Here is a 16,654-nt window from a genome sequence, read left to right on the forward strand (position 1 = left end):
CATCGGAAGGGCCACGTCATGGACTGCGCGGAATTCGCCGAGCTGGCCTCGGAATTCCTGGACGGCGCACTGGACGAGGTCACCGAGATGCGATTCGTCGAGCACCTGGCCGGCTGTGCGGACTGCGAAACCCACCTGGCCCGGATGCGGGAGACGACCCGGCTGATCGGCGCCCTGGGCACCCCGGAGCAGCCACAGCTCGGCGCCCCGGCCCGCGACCGGCTGCTCAGCGAATTCCGGCAGTGGCATCACGACACGACCACCGAACACTGGCTTCAGGTGTTGCGCGACGCCTCCGCGTGGTGCCCCTACGCGGCGCAGGTGCTGGCCCTGAATACACTGCTGGACACGGTCCCGGAGTCCGAATGGCAGCGCCCGGTGCGATATCGCTGGAGCAACCACGCCCCCGACTGGACCGTCGGCAATCTGATCAGCCGTCTGTCGGCCGTGGACAGCCTGCTCGCGCAGCGGCTCGGCCTGGACCCGGTGCTCCCCGGGGAGGCCGCATCCGCCGCGGACCCGCTGATCAGGACCGAATCCGTACTCGCGGCGGACACCTCGCCGACCCCCGATCTCATCCGGGCGCGCTGGTTCGCCCAGGCCGCGCGAATCTGCCTGACGCTGCCTACGATTCCGCCGGGCACGATCATCGATATGCCGGTGCCGCTGCCACTGCCCGACACAATGGCCCGCCGCGCCTTCGAAACCTGGGTGCACGCAGTCGACGTCGCCGACACGTCCGGCGCGGCCGCCCCCACCCCGCAGCCCCGGCACCTGAACGCGATGGCGGGCCTGGGCGTTCGCATGTTGCCGCGGGCATTCGGGCAGCGGCCCGGCGCCACCGTGGAGGTGATCCTGTCCGGACCGGGCGGTGACCGGTGGACCGTTGCCCTCGGCCCGCACCCGCCCGCCCAGCCGGATGCCCGGATCACGATGGATGTGATCGACTTCTGCCTGCTCTCCGGCGGCAGGCTCGACCCCGGCACCATTTCCTATGCCGTCGAGGGTGATTCGGCGCTCGCCCGCGAGATCATCGCGGCGGCACCGGCATTCGCGGAGTCCTGAGTCGGGACCGGCTTTCATGCACCGGCCACGCCGGAGGCGAGCGGGGAACGGTGCGCTAATGTCGAAAATCGGTTCGGCGTCGACTCGAAGGGAACGCAATGAAGGTCGGATTCTCGCTACCGCAATACGGAGGTCAGGCCAGCGGCGGCGCCCACATCGCCCGATTCGCCCGGGAGTTGGAACAGGCGGGCGCGGATAGCCTCTGGGTCGGCGATCGGCTGCTGGCGGCGGTGAATCCCAGCGTCGGCTACGGCGGCAGGCCCACCATCCCGGCACAGTTCAACGCGGTGCTGGACCCCTTCGCCGTGCTCGCCGTGGCCGCCGGGGTCACCGAACGAGTCCGGCTGGGCACCAACGTGCTCATCGCCCCGCTGTATCCCCCGGCGATCCTGGCGCGGATGCTGACCACCCTGGATGTCGTCAGCGCCGGGCGGCTCGTCCCCGGGCTCGGGATCGGCTGGTCCCCCGAGGAATACGCCGCCGCCGGAATCCCGTTCAGCCACCGCGGCGCCCGGTTCGACGAGACCCTCGATGCGCTGCAGGCGATCTGGGGCGCGGACCGAGCCGAGTACCGGGGCGCCTGGGTCACGGTGCCGGACCACCACACCGAACTGGCGACTGTGCAGCGCCCCCACCCGCCGATTCACCTGGGCGCCTTCAGCGCCGCAGGTATCGCCCGGATCGGGCGCCGCGCCGACGGCTGGCTGCCCGTGCTGATGGTCCCGGGCCCGCCCGAGCAGCCCGCCGGACTGCTGCGGCAGCGCCGGGCCATCGACGAGAGCGCGGAGCGAGCCGGGCGCGACCCCGGCGCCATCGCCACGATCGTCCGCGTGAATGCGGCGGCGGGCAGCACGCCGCAGGTGATCGCGGACGCCGTCCGGCGGCTCGTCGACGAGACCGGGTTCGACGACCTGTTCATCGACCCGCTGCACCTCGCCGATTCCGTCGACGGCACGCTGGAGGTGGCGCTCCAACTCCTGAAACTCCTCGCCTGAACCGGACTCCGGCCCGGGACGACTGCCGATCGACGGTCGTCCCGGGCTGCGGAACGCGGCGTCAGGCCGCTACTTCGACCTCGGGCTCACTGGGCTCGGTCACGTCGAAGAAGTAATCGTCGGCCTGCGTGCTGTCGGTGCCGTCGGACACCTTGGCGGCCCGCACGATCAGCGTGACGACCACCGCCACAACGAGATTCACCACCAGCGCGAGCAGCCCCGGATAGACCGTGGCCTTGGTGACGAAGCCCAGGTGCGAGAGCGCGTACGCCGAACCGCCGAAATGCTTCTGGTGCACAGCGGGATTCGGGGTCACCCACAGCATCCACAGCGCCGCGACCAGGCCCGCGAGCACGCCGGCGACCAGCCCGACCCGATGGAACCAGCGGGTGAACAGGCCCAGCGCCACCGGCGGCAGCGTCTGCAGCACGATGGCGCCGCCGATGAGTTGCAGGTTGATCGAGAACTGCGGATTCAGGGCCAGGATCGCTACCAGTGCACCGAGTTTCACCACCAGCGAGGCCGCCTTGCTGACCCTGGCCTCCTCCGCCGGGGTGGCGTTGCGGCGGAAGTACTCCTTGTAGATGTTGCGGGTGAACAGGTTTGCCGCCGCGATGGACATGATCGCCGCGGGCACCAGCGCGCCGATCCCGATCGCCGCGAACGCGATGCCGGTGAACCAGCTCGGGAACAGATGCTGGAACAGCTCCGGAACGATGGTGCTGCTGTTGGCCTTTCCGTTCTCGACCAGCGGTTTGACGCCGGCCGCGATCGCGGCGTACCCCAGCATCGCCAGCAGGGCGAGCAGGAAGCTGTAGGCGGGCAGCGCGGACATGTTCCGCTTGATCACCCCGCGGTTCTTGCTGGCCAGGGCGCCGGTGATGCTGTGCGGGTAGAGGAACAGCGCCAGGGCCGAGCCGAGAGCCAGTGTGGCGTACTGCAACTGGTCCGACCCGTGCAGGGTGATACCGCCGGTGTGCGCCTTGGTGAACTTCGCCTGCGAGACGTCGAAGATGTGCCCCCAGCCGCCGAGGCGAGTGGGCACGTAGATCACCGCGACGATGATCACCGCGTAGATCAGCAGATCCTTGACGAAGGCGATGAGCGCCGGCGCCCGCAGCCCGGACTGATACGTGTACGCGGCCAGGATCGCGAACGCCACGATCAGCGGCCAGTCGCCGTGCAGGCCGATCGAGGCCAGCACCGCCTGAATACCGGTGAGCTGCAACGCGATATACGGCATCGTCGCGACGATGCCGGCCAGCGCCACCACCAGCGCCAGGGTCGGGGATCCGAACCGGGCGCGCACGAAGTCGGCGGGGGTGACGAAGCCGTTCACGTGCGACACCGACCAGAGCCGGATCACCACCAGATACACCATCGGATACAGGATCACGGTGTAGGGCAGGGCATAGAAGCCGATCGCCCCCGCGCCGAATACCAGCGCGGGCACCGCGACGAAGGTGTAGGCGGTGTAGAGGTCGCCGCCGACCAGGAACCAGGTGACCCAGGTGCCGAAGCTGCGTCCGCCCAGACCCCATTCGTCGAGGTGGTCCATGGTGGCGGGGCGGCGCCAGCGCGCGGCCAGGAAGCCGACGACGGTCACCACGAGGAACAGGATGACGAAGATGACCAGTTCGGTGACGTTCACTTGCCGCTCCGCTTCTTACCCACCCAGTACACGATCGTCGTGCTGGCCACGGACAGCAGGATGAACAGCATCTGGAGCCAGTAGAACATCGGGAAGCCCGCGATCCGGGGCTTGTCGAAGTTGAACAGGAAGGTCAGCAGGGGCACGACGACCGGTACCAGGAGCAGCCAGTTCCATGGTGTTCGGTCGGAGCGGTCGGGTTGTGTGGCCACGGGGCTCCTTCAGCGATCAGATTCGGCGGCAACCTTACTGCGTTCACGCAGCGAGTGGTTTCGAATTCGGACATGATGGGCATTGTGGGCGCGCTCCGGCGTCACCGGGTGTCCGCAGGATCCGCTCCGGAGGCGCAGGTGACGTGCCCGAAACGGTCAGCGGATGTGGCCGCGCAGAGGGCGTGGAGCGTGCCGCAGCCGGACGCGACCGTCCCCGCGGATATCGGCGGCATCCGCTCGACGCCAGGTGTATTCGTCGTCCATCGTGGGTAATCCTTTGCGCCCGGCAACCTACGGCGGAACACTACCGGGGAGCGGGGCGATGTGACAGCCGAGCGAGAGATGGCGGCCCGCAGCCGGTTCCCGCCCGGGTCCGCACACAACGAAGGCGGCGGGCGCATCGTGTGATGCACCCGCCGCCCGGCCGGTCGCGTCGCTCAGTGGGTGCGGACCAGTTCCTCCTCCTGCGCCGAGTCCTCCTGCGCCGCAACAGTGCCGGTGCCGCGCATAAGGAAGAAGGCGACCACCGCCGCGGCCAGCGAGCACACCGCGCCGACACCGAAGGTGACGTGCATGGCCGTGACGAAGGCGTCCCGCGCCAGGCCGAACACGTTGACGTTGCCCACGGCGCCCGCGATCGACTGGCGGGCGGCGGCGGGAGCCGAGTGCGGCATCGCGCCGGTGTAGGTGCCGGCCAGGACCGCGCCCAGCACGGCCACGCCCAGCGCGCCGCCGGTCTGCTGGATGGTGTCGTTCAGCGCGGAACCGACACCGGCGTGCTCGGCGGGCACCGCGCTCATCAGCGCACCCACCGCGGCGGGCATGGCCAGCCCGGCACCGGCGCCGATCAGCGCCATGGCCAGGGCGGGGAGCCAGAAGCCGGAGCCCGCCGACAGCACGGCCAGCACCGCGAAGCCCACCGCGACGACCGCCAGCCCGATCACCGCCATCGCCCGGGCGCCGAACTTGTTCACCAGTGCCGCGCCGGCGCCGTTGCAGACCAGCGCCGCGATCGCCAGCGGGGTGAAGGCCAGGGCGGTGCGCATCGGGGTGTAGCCGAGCACGAACTGCAGGTACTGCGTCAGCACCAGGGCCAGACCGGCATTGGCGAACGAGGCCAGCACCAGGGAGAAGCTGGATCCGGTGAAGGTGCGGTTGCGGAACAGGTGCAGCGGAATCATCGGCACGTCGGTGGTGAGCTCGCGAACCGCGAAGGCACCCAACGCGATCACGGCCACGGCCGCCGCGCTCAGGGTCTGCGCACCGGTCCAGCCGTACTGCGGCACCCCGATGATCGTCCACACCAGCGCGGTCACGCCCACGATCGAGGTCACCATGCCGGGCACGTCCAGCGGCCGGGCCGGGCCCTTGGACTCGGGCATGAACACCAGTGCCGCCACGATCGCGACCACGGCGATCGGCACGTTCAGCACGAAGACCGCGCCCCACCAGAAGTGCGCCAGCAGCACGCCGCCCAGCGCGGGACCGCCCACCATGCCGAGCACGGACACCGCGGTCCAGGCGGAGATCGCCTTCGGACGCTCCTGCTCGTCGAACACCGTGATCAGGATGGACAACGTACTGGGCAGGATCAGCACCCCACCCACGGCCATCGCGGCCCGGCTCGCGATGAGCAGATCCGGGCTGCTCGCGTACGCGGCCAGCAGTGAGGCCGCACCGAACAGGACCAGGCCGATGATCATCACCAGCCGACGGCCGAACCGGTCGGAAAGGCTGCCCGAGGTGAGCAGCAGGCCCGCGAACACCAGCAGGTAGGCGTCGATGACCCACTGAATCTGCTGCGCACCGGCGTGCAGGCTGGTCGAGATCTGCGGGATCGCCACGGTCAGCACCATGTTGTCGATCACCAGCACCAGGGAGCTGAGGCACAGCACCGCCAGGACCAGCCAGCGGCGCGGATTGCGGGTGACCGCCGCGGCGGTCGAGTCGAGCGTTTGCATCGGGGACTCCTTCGAGAAGCGTTCCGCACACTGTGCGGTATGACGAACACTGTACGGCCAATCGCACACTGTGTGCAAGAGGTACACCGTTCGGGGCTACGCACAGTGTTCGGATCGGGCGTATGCTCGGTCCGGACAAGGGAAGGAGGCCACCGTGGCCGCAGTGAAGCCCCGCGCGATCCCATCGGTCTGGGCCCGCCCGGAACGCGGGCGCCGCGATCTACCCGCACTGAGTCGCGACCAGATCGTCGCCGAGTCGGTCGCGCTGCTCGATGCCGACGGATTCGAGGCGCTGAGCATGCGCAAGCTCGGCGCCCGGCTCGGCGCCGGCGCCACCTCGCTCTACACCCACGTCGCCAACAAGGAGGAGCTGCTCGAGCTCGTCGTGGACCAGGTGCTCGGCGAAATCGAGCTGCCCGCACCGGATCCCGTCCGGTGGCGCGCGGCCGCGACCGAACTCCTCGGCAACGTGCGCGCGACGATCCTGCGGCATCCGTGGATCAGCACCGTGCTGTCCACCGCTGGGCTGGTCTACCTGGGCCCCAACATGATGCGCCTGTCCGAGGCGATCCTGGCCATCCTGGAGACCGCGGGCTTCTCCGAGACCGACGCCGATCTGGCCTCCAACGCGATGTTCTCCTACGTCGTGGGCGCCAGTACCACCGAGGCCGCCATGTTGACCACCGTCGCCCGCTCGGGCATGGGCGAACAGCAGTGGCTGGACCAGCTGATGCGCGCGGCCGAATCCGCCTCGACCCCCTACCCCCGAATGCACAAGCGCTACAGCGCATTCCGCGACACCGACGCCGCCACCGAACGCGCCAGCGGTTTCGAGACCCAGCTGGAGCTGATCCTGGACGGACTGGAGCAACGCGCCCACTGAGCACGACGAGCGAAACCTCCTGGGGGATGCGCTCCTATCGTCGCTCGAGCCACCGGTCGAGGGTCGCCAGGATGTCGTCGACGGGGCCGAAGCTGAGTAGGGCGGTTGTGCCACCGGCGATTTCGCCACGCAACGGAGTGAGGGCGTCACGTGTTCGAACGGCGAGCGAATCGTCCCCTAGCAGAATCGCGGTGTGCGCGTTGATCGCCCAGAGCGCGTCGTACAGGTGGTCGGCGGGCGGCGTCGGCAGGACCGCGGCTGCGCGGCGGGCCGCGGGGAGGTCGCCGCGGGCGAGGTCCAGTAAAGGCTGCGCCCAGGGCCGGTAGGGACCCCAGTCCAGGACGGGATCCGTTGGTGCGGAAAGCTTGTGACGGATACCGATCGACAGCAGGGCGAGCGGGAGTATTCCGGCCTCGAGTCCGGGCATGCCCGCGGCGGTGAGGTCGGCCGCCAGGGCGCGATAGGCGTGCACGACCTCGGCGGGGTCATTCGCTCTCCGCGCCAGGCACATCACCCGGAATGCGGCGGTGAGTACGTGCACCGCCGGGCTCTCATGAGCCAGCGCCAGCCCCTCGGCGGCCGCCGCGTGCTGGGCGGCCGTCTCGGTGTCGCCCCGGGCCGCGCAGACCTGGATGCCGATCAGGTGGCCGAGGATCTCGAAGGTCGTGATGTCGTGCCGCGCAGCGACATCGATGAGCTCGCGGGCGATGGCGTCTCGTTCGCCGGTGCCGCCCGGACGCTGGAACGATTGCACGAAGCGGGCGTTGAGCGCGAGCACCAGCACGGCGGGATCGTGGAGATCCCGGGCCAGGCGCTCGGCCTCGATCGCCGCCTCGGCGGCCCAGCGGTCCCGGGTGCCGCGATGCTCGAGCCCGATGGTCGCCAGCAGGCGCGCGCGCAACGCGGGCGAGACGTCTGGCCCGATCCGCCGCAGGGTGCGCCGTGCGGTCGCGACCAGCGCGTCCGATCGTTCGAGATCGTCGGAGCGCGTCCAGATCGTCGGGACCGCATACGCCGCGATCACGCGGGCGGTCAGGACCGGATCCCCGGCCCGTTCGGCCTCCGCGACGGCCGCGGCCCGCTGTTGCTGAGCGAGAACGAGATTGGTGCCGCCGGTGATCGCGGCGGCCCCGGCGACGGTGCTCATCGAACGCAGCCGGGTGTAGATCCCCGTCGCCTCCGTGCGAGAGAGCAGGCGCAACCGGTCCTCGTCCCGCGGTGCGGGCGTGAGATGCGCCGCGTGCCCGAGGATGTCACGTTCGAGATGATCGAGACCGTCCGCCGACTCCAGTCCGAATCGATCCAGCAGCGCGGCTCGCGCACCACGCAGCGAGTCCACCGCATCGACCTGACGACCGGCCTGATAGAGGGCATGAGAGAGCAGGACCCACGCGTGCTCTCGCCACGGATGCGCGCTCGCGTACGCCTCCAACTCGGCAATGAGGGCCGCGCCGCCGCCGAGGTCGAGCACGGCGCGGGCGCGCAGTTCGACGGCTCGACCGTGGAGTTCGCTCAGGCGGGCGCGCTCGGCCGTGACCCAGCGCGCGGCATCCAGGTCCTCGTACGGCTCGCCCCGCCACCGGGAAAGCGCATCGCCCAGCCCCTCGGCGACCTCCCCACTGGACGAATTGCGCAGTGCCGCAAGAGTATCCTCGAAACGGCAGACGTCGATTCCGGCCCGCGGAATCCGCAGGGCGTATCCGGTTCCGACGGTCTCGATGGCCTGCGATCGCGCTCGCGGCCGCCGGTCGGGCTCGAGGGCGCGGCGCAACTCGGCGACGAAGGTGCGGATCGCGCCGGACGCCGCAGGCGGAGGGGCACTCCCCCAGAGGTCGTCGACCAGCGCCTCCAGCGGGACGGCCCGGCCGCCGGCCGCGACAAGCCGCCCCAGCAACTCGCGGCGACGCCGGCTGCCCACCGCCACGGGGCGACCCTCGGCGTCCGTGACCTCGATCGGCCCGAGCACCTTGACGAGGATCTCCATGTCCGCATTGTCGTCGGTCGCGGACCGGCATCGCTAATCGGTTGCTGATCCGGCTCACCGAACCTCTTCCGGACGGATATTCGCGCGTTCGGAAGAAGGAGACAACGGTGAGCATCACCATCCCACGATTCGAAACCAGGTCGATCGGCGTGGCCGCCGACGTCGAACTGCACACGGCGATCGGCGGGGACGGACCGGCCCTGGTGCTGCTGCACGGATTCCCCCAGACCCACCTGATGTGGCGGCACGTCGCTCCCCTCCTCGCCGAGCGCCACACCGTGATCTGCCCCGACCTGCGCGGCTACGGCGCCAGCAGCAAGCCGGGCGCGACCACCCCGGACACCTACTCCAAGCGAACCATGGCCGCGGACATCGTCGCGCTGGCCGATGTGCTCGGATTCGACCGGTTCGCGCTGGTCGGGCACGACCGCGGCGCGCACGTCGCCTTCCGGGCCGGCCTGGACCACCCCGGGCGGATCAGCCACCTGGGCATCCTGGACATCGTCCCGACCCTGGACATCTGGAACGTCCTGCACGGCCTCGATGCCGCGGTCGCCTTCCATCTGTACCTGATGGCCCAGCCGCCCGGCCTGCCCGAGCAGATGATCGCGCACAGCGCCGACGCGTTCTTCGGCCACTTCCTCGACGCCTGGTCCGCGACCCCCGACGCGATCCCCGCCGACGTGCGCGCCGAATACCTGCGCGCCTGCCGCACTGCGGTGCCCTCGATCGTCGCGGACTATCGGGCCACCGCGACGATCGACATCGAGCACGACCGGGCCGACCTGGACGCCGGCACCCGGCTCACGATGCCGGTGACGGTCGTGCAGCAGGATTGGGGCAGCGCGCTAGGATTCGACGCCACCGCGATCTGGCGGCCGTGGACCACCGACCTGCGGCACTTCACCACCTGCGCAGGCCATTTCATGGCCGAGGAGGCTCCGGCGGACATCGCGGGGCTGATCCTGGAGCTGACGACGTGGTGACGATGCGATGATGATGCGATGGACAGCCACGACGAACTTATCGACCTGGCCGAACGGTACTGGGACAGCGTGCTAGAGGCCGCGCCCAGCGAGGCGACCCTGCTGGGCGACCGCCGCTTCGACGACCGCATCGAGGACTACTCCCAGGCAGCCGAGGACCGGCTGCTGGCCACCTGGCGGGGCCTGCTCGCCGAGGTGCGGCAGCTGGATCCGGCCGGCCTGTCCGACGCCGACCGCACCACGCACAGCCTGCTGCGCGCCGAATTGGATTCGGCGATAGATCATGTGGGGTGGCGGCCGGTGGAGCTGGCGTCGGATCAGATGGACGGCGTGCACGCGCGACTGCTCACCGCCGCACCACAGCTGAATGCTCCGCGTCCGGAGAACGCCGAGGCGCTGGTGCGCCGCTTCGAGCAGATCGGTACTTCGCTGAAGAGTGCGACGGACCGGTTCCGGGCGGGCCTGGCCGCCGGGCGTACCCCCGCCCGGGTCGCCATGGAACGCTCGCTCAACCAGCTGGACGGATACCTGGCCGGTGATCCCGAGTCGGACCCGTTCGTCACCTTCTCCGGGCCGTCCGACTGGGACGGCGAAAAGCAATGGCGCGCAACGCTGGCCGAGGTCGCGCGCGATGTCGTCCGTCCGGCATTCGCGTCCTACCGCCGGGTGCTCGCCGAGGAACTGCTGCCCGCCGCCCGCCCGGACGAGCGGGCCGGGCTGTGCTGGCTCGGGTCCGACGGTGAGGATATCTATCGGCGCCTGCTGCGTTACCACACCACCCTGCCCGACCTGGGCGCGGACGAGATCCACGAGCTCGGACTGGCCGAAATCGACCGGCTGCGTGCGGAATACGCCGAACTGGGTGCGCGCCTGTTCGGCCGCACCGAGCAGGCGGAGATCTTCGAACGGCTGCGCAACGATCCGGGCCTGCACTACACCGACGGCGATCAGATCATGGCCGACGCGCGGAAGGCCTTGGCGGCGGCCGAGACCGAGATGCCGAACTGGTTCGGCCGGCTGCCCCGCCAGTCCTGCGACATCGTGCCGGTCCCGGAGTTCCTGGCCGCCGATGCGCCCGGGGCGTACTACTTCCCACCCGCGGCCGACGGCTCGCGCCCCGGCACGTACTTCGTGAATCAGCACGATCCGGCCGATCAACCGCGCTACAAGACCGCCGCTATCGCGTATCACGAGGCGATTCCCGGCCACCACCTGCAGCTCACCATCGCCGGCGAACTCGAGAATGTGCCGCGCTTCCAACGGCAATCGCTGACCAACACCGCCTTCGTCGAGGGGTGGGCGCTCTATACCGAACGCCTCGCCGACGAAATGGGTTTGTACGCGGACGATCTGGCCCGCATCGGCATGCTGGCCGCCGATTCCTTCCGGTCCTGCCGCCTGGTCGTGGACACCGGCCTGCACGCCAAGGGCTGGTCCCGGCAGCAAGCCCTGGACTACATGATCGCCACGGTTCCGATCGGCCTGACCGAGATCGCCTCCGAGATCGACCGCTACATCGCGATGCCCGGCCAGGCCGTAGCCTACAAGGTCGGCCAGCTCGAAATCCGCCGCCTGCGTGCGCAAGCCACCGAACGACTCGGAAATGCCTTCGACATCAAGGCATTCCACGACACCGTGCTGGGATCCGGATCGATCAGCCTGCCGGTGCTGCGGGAGCTTGCCGCCGCACTGTGAGAGACGAGGCGAACGACCGCGCGCGCAGCGGCACTTCGTCGCCGACACCAGGTGCGGTCTCGCTCGCCGGCGCCCCTGAGCGGGGGGCCGCACGCACGGCCGGTCACGACTAACCAAGGTCCCCGAAACGGATGGACCTGCGATTATGCGGCGAAACCGGAGTAAACTGACCGCCTACGGGACCAAGGAGGCTCAGCGATGTCGTTAATGTCCGCTTCTCTCATAGCGACCGGGGCCGCCGTCGGCATCGTCCTGGCCGGCGCGATCGCCCAGGCCGACCCGCTCGGCCCGCCGGGATCCTCCTGCGACACGAACAAGGTGGTCACCGACAACCACACGTGCGAGGCGTTCAACGCACCCTGCACCGGCTACGACATGATGGTCATCGGACGGGTCGACCACCAGGGACACTGCGTGATCCCCGGCGTGAACGGCACATCACCGTAACGGCGACGAACACCCCCGGGTGGTGACCGCCAGCGTCGACGGCACCTTTCACCAGCTTCATCCCGGCAGACGACGCCCGTGAACCCCGAGCCGGTCCCGAACGTAATGACAAGTGCAGCCTTGCCACGTAACGAGGGAGGCCACCATGACCCGGCTGGCTCCGTTCTATCGGAACGTACAGTCGCACTACGACGTGTCCGACGACTTCTACCGCCTGTTCCTCGATCCATCGATGACCTACAGCTGCGCGTATTTCGAACGCCCGGACATGTCGCTGGAGCAGGCACAACTGGCCAAGATCGACCTGTCGCTCGGCAAACTCGACCTGCACGCGGGGCAGACCCTGCTCGACGTCGGCTGCGGCTGGGGCGCAACGATGTTCCGGGCGGCCGCCCGATACGACGTACATGTCACCGGACTCACCTTGAGCCGCAACCAGTTCGACCATGTCCGGAGCGAGATCGAGCGCCGGGGGCTGACCGGCGTCGAGGTGCGATTGCAGGGCTGGGAGGAATTCCACGAGCCGGTGGACCGCATCGTCAGCATCGGCGCGTTCGAGCATTTCCGCCGCGAACGGTACGAGGAGTTCTTCGACAGCTGCTACCGGAACCTGCCCGAGGACGGACGGATGCTGCTGCACACCATCATCGGACACACCCTCGCCGATCTGCACCGCCTCGGAATCCCGGTCACCCGCGAGGATGCCCGGTTCCACATCTTCATCCGGCGCGAGATCTTCCCCGGCGGGCAGCTACCCCAACCGGCCGTGATCACCCGGCTCGCCGGGCAGGCCGGATTCGGCACCGAACAGATCCAATCCCTGCAATCGCACTACGCCCGCACCCTCGATCTGTGGGCGAGCGCGCTGCGGGAAAACCGTTCCGAGGCAGAGCGAATCACCTCACCGGAGACCTACGAGCGCTACCTGCGATACCTCACCGGATCCGCCGACCACTTCCGCAGCGGTCACATCGACGTCATGCAGTTCACCCTCGCCAAGTGAGCGGAGCGAAGCGGAGTGAACCGATGGGCCAGCGTGCCGTGCGCACGACGGAGCCGAGCGCCAGCGAGGTGGAGTCGTGAGTAGGTTCCTCGTTCAACGTGTGGCGATGATTGCCGAGCCGTGGCCGAACAGGCCCTGGTTCACCGCGATTCCCGCACGCGCGTCCTCCACCTGACGACCGTCGGCCTGGCCGCGCAGCTGCCAGGTGAGCTCGCAGATCTGCGCGATGGCCTGCGCGGGTATCGCCTCGCCGAAACAGGCCAGCCCGCCGCTGGGGTTCACCGGCACCCGTCCGCCCAATGTCGTTGCGCCGCTGCGCAGTAACTCCTCGGCGCCGCCGGTCTCGCAGAGCCCGATGTCCTCGTACCAGTCCAGCTCCAGCGCGGTGGACAGGTCGTAGACCTCCGCGAAGGACAGGTCGGCGGGCCCGAGCCCGGCCTCCTCGTACGCGGCATCCGCGATGGCGGAACGGAATGCGCGCGGCGGGGCCGGCACGGCCACGGCGGAATCGGTCGCGAAGTCCGGCAGATCGAGCACGGTCTTAGGGAAGGTCGGCGTCACCGTGGACAGCGCCCGAATCCGGACCGGATCGGAAATCCCGTGGCGGCGTGCGTATTCCATCGATGTGAGCACCAGCGCCGCGCCGCCGTCGCTGGTCGCGCAGATGTCCAGCAGCCGCAGCGGATCCGAGACGACCGCCGAGGCCGCGATCTCCTCGACCGAAACCTCCTTGCGATAGCGGGCATACGGGTTGTTCAGCCCGTGCCGGGCGTTCTTCACCTTGACCGCGGCGAAATCGTCGAGCGTCGCGCCGTGCATCGCCATCCGGCGGCGGGCGTACAGCGCGAAATAGATGGGGTTGGTGGCGCCGATCAGGTGAAAACGCAGCCAGTCCGGATCGTCGCGGCGCTCGCCGCCGACCGGCTGGAAGAAGCCCTTCGGGGCCGCATCCGCGCCGACCACCAGCGCCACATCGGTCAGCCCGGCCAGAATCTGGGCGCGCGCGTTGGCGATGGCCTGCGCGCCGGAGGCGCAGGCGGCGTAGCTGCTCGAGATCCGCGCGCCCGACCACCCCAGCGCCTGGGCGAACGTGGCGCCGGAGACGAATCCGGGGTACCCGTTGCGAATGGTGTCCGCGCCCGCGATGTACCCGACGTCGAGCAGGTTCACCCCGGCATCCGCGAGCGCCGCCCGGGCGGCGACCAGCCCGTATTCGACGAAGTTGCGGCCCCACTTGCCCCACTGGTGCATGCCCGCACCGAGGACGGCGATGTCGCGATCGTTCGTGTCAGTCATTGACCGGCCTCCACATCCACACCGTGTGCTCCGCTTCGTCGTCCTCGTACAGCGTGCCCAGCGCCAATTCGACCGGCATCCCGACGGCCAGATCGTCCACCGTGAACCCGCGCACGACCTGCCCGAGGATCACCATCTGCTCGACCTCGAGCTCGACCGCCGCGACGACGTACGGCTCGAACGGATCGGCGGAGACATAGGGGCCGGGTGGCTTGTACCGGGCATCGGCATACGACCAGATCCGCCCACGCGTCGAGAACAGGTACTCGATCAGCTCGGAGCCGTCGTGCGGACCCGCACAGCGCGGATTGCGGCAGGCCAGTGTGTTGCGCGGGAAATACGGTGTGCCGCAGGACTTACAGCGGGTGCCCTGCAGACGCACCGCGCCGTCTTCCGCGGTGAACCAGTCGGCCACGGCGGGGCGTTGTTCTTTCTGCACAACCCGACGTTATAGGAACACGTTCTACTTTGGGGCGGAAATCCCGCACAGCGGCCCGCGGCCGGGAGTACGGTGAGCGAATCGGGAAGCCACGACACCCGAGCCGACCTGGAGTACCGCAGCACGATGGGCGCCGAAGTCATTGAACCGCAGTCGATCCGCAACGTCACCATCGTCGGGGAGCCCGGCGAGACGGCCGGAGTTCTCGACCGCCTGCGCCGCCGTTTCGGCATCGCCGGTTACCCCGCGATCTCCTGGCTGACGGGCCAGGAACCGCACACGATCCGCATCGCGGAGCTGTCGAGCCGCGCCCCCGGCCCGGACCTGGAGCGATCCATCCGGTTGGCCGACGGCCTGATCGCGGTCGTGCCTGCCGCCGCCCCCAGCACCCCGCGACTCGAGACGGTGCTGCGGGTCGCCGACGACCACCAGGTCGCCCGCCTGTGCCTGGTCACCGGACTGGATCGGCCCGGCGCCGACTTCGACCGCGCGGTCCGCACCATCGCCGACACCCGCGGGGCGGCGCCGCTGACACTGCAGATTCCGCTCGGCCTCGGCGCCGCCGGAGAGGGCGTCGCCGATCTGCTCGCGACCGGGGCGCTCGGCCCACTCGCCGCCGAAATCTACGGTCCCCATTGGCAACTCGCACAGCAGCGATACCACGCCCTCGCGGCGGCCGTACTGGAACGCGACGACCACCATCCCGCCACCAAGCACCCGCACGAGGTTCCCCCGGCACACCTGCGGCGCCGCATCCGCGACCTCACGCGTCTCGGCGATGTCGTGCCCGTCCTGTGCGGCACGGACCTCACCCCGCTCCTGGACGCGATCGTCCGATACCTGCCGTCCCCCCTGGACGTCTGCCAGCCGGAGCACGCCCTCGACTACTGACCGCGCGCCGATCCGCTGCGGCCGTGGGTCCACCCGGCACCGGGTGCTGGGTCACACTGCGCGGCCTGATCCAATAGTGGTGGGCCACGGTGGTCCCGGCGATCATGGATTCGAATATCGCGATGATCCGCTCCGAAGACCCAGGAAGGCTCCGCAATGAGGTTTGCGCGCTGCGCGGCGGTGGTAGCCCTAACGGCTGGACTGTCGGCCCTGGCGGGCGGCACCGTGTCCGCCCACACGGAGACCCAGCACTCCTCCTACCGCTACGTGGCCCTGGGCAGCTCCTACGCCTCGGGCCCCGGGATCGCCCCGCAGATCGACACGCGCTGCGCGCGTTCGGCCGCCGACTATCCCCATCTCCTCGCGCAACGAATCGGCGCGACCCTCACGGACGTCACCTGTGCCGGAGCCACCACGACCAACATTCTCACCCGCGGTCAGCACACCCGCAGCGGCGTGACCGTTCCCCCGCAGATCGACGCCGTCACCGCCGACACGACGCTGGTGACCGTCAGCGTCGGCGGCAACGATCTGAACCTGATCGGCGGCATGATCGGCCGCAGCTGCCACTCGGCCCTCATCGCCGCCGCCCCCACCGCGGCCGCGACCACCTCACGGATGTGCGCGGTGTTCGGTTCCGGCGCCGCGCCGAGCGCGGCCAAGGTGACCGCGGTCGAGCACGCCCTGTCCGACGTCGTGCGCGCCGTGCGGGTGCGGGCGCCGCAGGCCACGGTGCTGCTCGTGCAGTACCTCCCCGCGATCGACGCCCGCGCCACCACGTGCCCGGGCGTCGTGGTCATGTCCCCCGCCGACGCGGCGACCCTGCGGCGCACCTACAACTCCCTGATCAGCGCCACCCGCGCCGCCGCGGCGGCCACCGGCGCGATGAGCATCGCGGTCCCCGACTCCGAGCAGCACACCGCGTGCAGCGCGACGCCCTGGGTCAACGGCTTCCACAATCCGCTCGCCACCGGGAACATCGCCTCGATCACCAGCTCGTACCATCCGAACCTCGCCGGAATGCAGGCGATCGCCGACCGCCTGGCGGACATGCTGCCCGAGTACTGAGGCCCGGTCGTGCGTGGCCGCTTCGCGCCAAGTTTTTCGTTCGGCTAGGCGCATTGCGGCTCGGGCTGATCAAATAGA

At 69.6% G+C, this 16,654-nt stretch carries 15 protein-coding genes; 9 read left to right on the forward strand and 6 right to left on the reverse strand.

The features are described 5' to 3' along the window. Positions 1 to 18: 18 nt before the first annotated feature. Positions 19 to 1,065, forward strand: a complete 1,047-nt coding sequence (locus ABH933_RS30665; RefSeq protein WP_429422081.1) for a maleylpyruvate isomerase family mycothiol-dependent enzyme — start codon at positions 19 to 21, stop codon at positions 1,063 to 1,065. A 98-nt stretch (positions 1,066 to 1,163) separates the two neighbouring features. Further along, on the forward strand, positions 1,164 to 2,060 hold the full coding sequence (locus ABH933_RS30670) for a TIGR03619 family F420-dependent LLM class oxidoreductase (RefSeq protein ID WP_429422079.1): 897 nt from the start codon (positions 1,164 to 1,166) through the stop codon (positions 2,058 to 2,060). Between the two features lie 61 nt (positions 2,061 to 2,121). On the opposite strand, the gene mctP is transcribed toward ABH933_RS30670, so the two are convergent. From mctP to ABH933_RS30685, 3 genes are all read right to left on the reverse strand, one after another. After that, entirely contained in the window at positions 2,122 to 3,711 is a 1,590-nt protein-coding gene (gene mctP / locus ABH933_RS30675; protein WP_429422077.1) for a monocarboxylate uptake permease MctP, read from the reverse strand. Further along, positions 3,708 to 3,923, reverse strand: a complete 216-nt coding sequence (locus ABH933_RS30680) for a DUF3311 domain-containing protein (protein WP_215922449.1) — start codon at positions 3,921 to 3,923, stop codon at positions 3,708 to 3,710. Before ABH933_RS30680 ends, mctP begins: the two co-directional genes overlap by 4 nt. 437 nt (positions 3,924 to 4,360) lie before the next feature. Further along, on the reverse strand, positions 4,361 to 5,884 hold the full coding sequence (locus tag ABH933_RS30685; protein ID WP_429422074.1) for an MFS transporter: 1,524 nt from the start codon (positions 5,882 to 5,884) through the stop codon (positions 4,361 to 4,363). A gap of 154 nt (positions 5,885 to 6,038) precedes the next feature. On the opposite strand from ABH933_RS30685, the gene ABH933_RS30690 reads away from it, so the two are divergent. Next, complete coding sequence (locus ABH933_RS30690) at positions 6,039 to 6,767, forward strand: TetR/AcrR family transcriptional regulator (protein ID WP_429422072.1); 729 nt, start codon at positions 6,039 to 6,041, stop codon at positions 6,765 to 6,767. A 34-nt stretch (positions 6,768 to 6,801) separates the two neighbouring features. On the opposite strand, the gene ABH933_RS30695 is transcribed toward ABH933_RS30690, so the two are convergent. Next, positions 6,802 to 8,751, reverse strand: coding sequence for an AfsR/SARP family transcriptional regulator (locus ABH933_RS30695; protein ID WP_429422070.1), 1,950 nt, complete (start codon positions 8,749 to 8,751; stop codon positions 6,802 to 6,804). 107 nt (positions 8,752 to 8,858) lie between these two features. Between ABH933_RS30695 and ABH933_RS30700 the strand changes: the two genes are divergently transcribed. The 4 genes from ABH933_RS30700 to ABH933_RS30715 all read left to right on the forward strand — a co-directional run bounded on the left by ABH933_RS30700 (position 8,859) and on the right by ABH933_RS30715 (position 12,882). Beyond that, positions 8,859 to 9,737, forward strand: a complete 879-nt coding sequence (locus ABH933_RS30700) for an alpha/beta hydrolase (protein WP_429422068.1) — start codon at positions 8,859 to 8,861, stop codon at positions 9,735 to 9,737. An 18-nt stretch (positions 9,738 to 9,755) separates the two neighbouring features. Then, positions 9,756 to 11,432 (forward strand): DUF885 domain-containing protein, encoded by a 1,677-nt coding sequence (locus tag ABH933_RS30705; protein ID WP_429422066.1) that lies wholly within the window; start codon positions 9,756 to 9,758, stop codon positions 11,430 to 11,432. Positions 11,433 to 11,639: 207 nt separating this feature from the next. Then, positions 11,640 to 11,879, forward strand: coding sequence for a hypothetical protein (locus tag ABH933_RS30710; RefSeq protein WP_429422064.1), 240 nt, complete (start codon positions 11,640 to 11,642; stop codon positions 11,877 to 11,879). Between the two features lie 145 nt (positions 11,880 to 12,024). Then, positions 12,025 to 12,882 (forward strand): cyclopropane mycolic acid synthase family methyltransferase, encoded by an 858-nt coding sequence (locus ABH933_RS30715; RefSeq protein ID WP_429422062.1) that lies wholly within the window; start codon positions 12,025 to 12,027, stop codon positions 12,880 to 12,882. Positions 12,883 to 12,975: 93 nt separating this feature from the next. Here ABH933_RS30715 and ABH933_RS30720 read toward each other — a convergent pair whose 3' ends face one another. Together ABH933_RS30720 and ABH933_RS30725 are read right to left on the reverse strand one after the other, a co-directional pair. Further along, positions 12,976 to 14,178: a lipid-transfer protein gene (locus ABH933_RS30720; protein ID WP_215922458.1), complete on the reverse strand. Its 1,203-nt coding sequence runs from the start codon at positions 14,176 to 14,178 to the stop codon at positions 12,976 to 12,978. Further along, complete coding sequence (locus ABH933_RS30725) at positions 14,171 to 14,617, reverse strand: Zn-ribbon domain-containing OB-fold protein (RefSeq protein WP_429422060.1); 447 nt, start codon at positions 14,615 to 14,617, stop codon at positions 14,171 to 14,173. The genes ABH933_RS30720 and ABH933_RS30725 overlap by 8 nt, the downstream gene beginning before the upstream one ends. Positions 14,618 to 14,689: 72 nt before the next feature. On the opposite strand from ABH933_RS30725, the gene ABH933_RS30730 reads away from it, so the two are divergent. After that, complete coding sequence (locus ABH933_RS30730; protein WP_429422058.1) at positions 14,690 to 15,508, forward strand: GTP-binding protein; 819 nt, start codon at positions 14,690 to 14,692, stop codon at positions 15,506 to 15,508. A gap of 156 nt (positions 15,509 to 15,664) precedes the next feature. Continuing rightward, positions 15,665 to 16,576 (forward strand): SGNH/GDSL hydrolase family protein, encoded by a 912-nt coding sequence (locus ABH933_RS30735; protein ID WP_429422056.1) that lies wholly within the window; start codon positions 15,665 to 15,667, stop codon positions 16,574 to 16,576. Positions 16,577 to 16,654: the final 78 nt, after the last annotated feature.

Origin of the sequence: Nocardia sp. GP40 (assembly GCF_050434125.1) — a bacterium.
Lineage (GTDB): Bacteria > Actinomycetota > Actinomycetes > Mycobacteriales > Mycobacteriaceae > Nocardia > Nocardia albiluteola.

Bases quoted from the DNA above. Each gene is read 5' to 3' on its own strand.
- ABH933_RS30665 (WP_429422081.1), top strand. From the start codon at position 19: ATGGACTGCGCGGAATTCGCCGAGCTGGCCTCGGAATTCCTGGACGGC.
- ABH933_RS30670 (WP_429422079.1), top strand. From the start codon at position 1,164: ATGAAGGTCGGATTCTCGCTACCGCAATACGGAGGTCAGGCCAGCGGC.
- ABH933_RS30685 (WP_429422074.1), bottom strand. From the start codon at position 5,884: ATGCAAACGCTCGACTCGACCGCCGCGGCGGTCACCCGCAATCCGCGC.
- ABH933_RS30695 (WP_429422070.1), bottom strand. From the start codon at position 8,751: ATGGAGATCCTCGTCAAGGTGCTCGGGCCGATCGAGGTCACGGACGCC.
- ABH933_RS30705 (WP_429422066.1), top strand. From the start codon at position 9,756: ATGGACAGCCACGACGAACTTATCGACCTGGCCGAACGGTACTGGGAC.
- ABH933_RS30710 (WP_429422064.1), top strand. From the start codon at position 11,640: ATGTCCGCTTCTCTCATAGCGACCGGGGCCGCCGTCGGCATCGTCCTG.
- ABH933_RS30715 (WP_429422062.1), top strand. From the start codon at position 12,025: ATGACCCGGCTGGCTCCGTTCTATCGGAACGTACAGTCGCACTACGAC.
- ABH933_RS30720 (WP_215922458.1), bottom strand. From the start codon at position 14,178: ATGACTGACACGAACGATCGCGACATCGCCGTCCTCGGTGCGGGCATG.
- ABH933_RS30735 (WP_429422056.1), top strand. From the start codon at position 15,665: ATGAGGTTTGCGCGCTGCGCGGCGGTGGTAGCCCTAACGGCTGGACTG.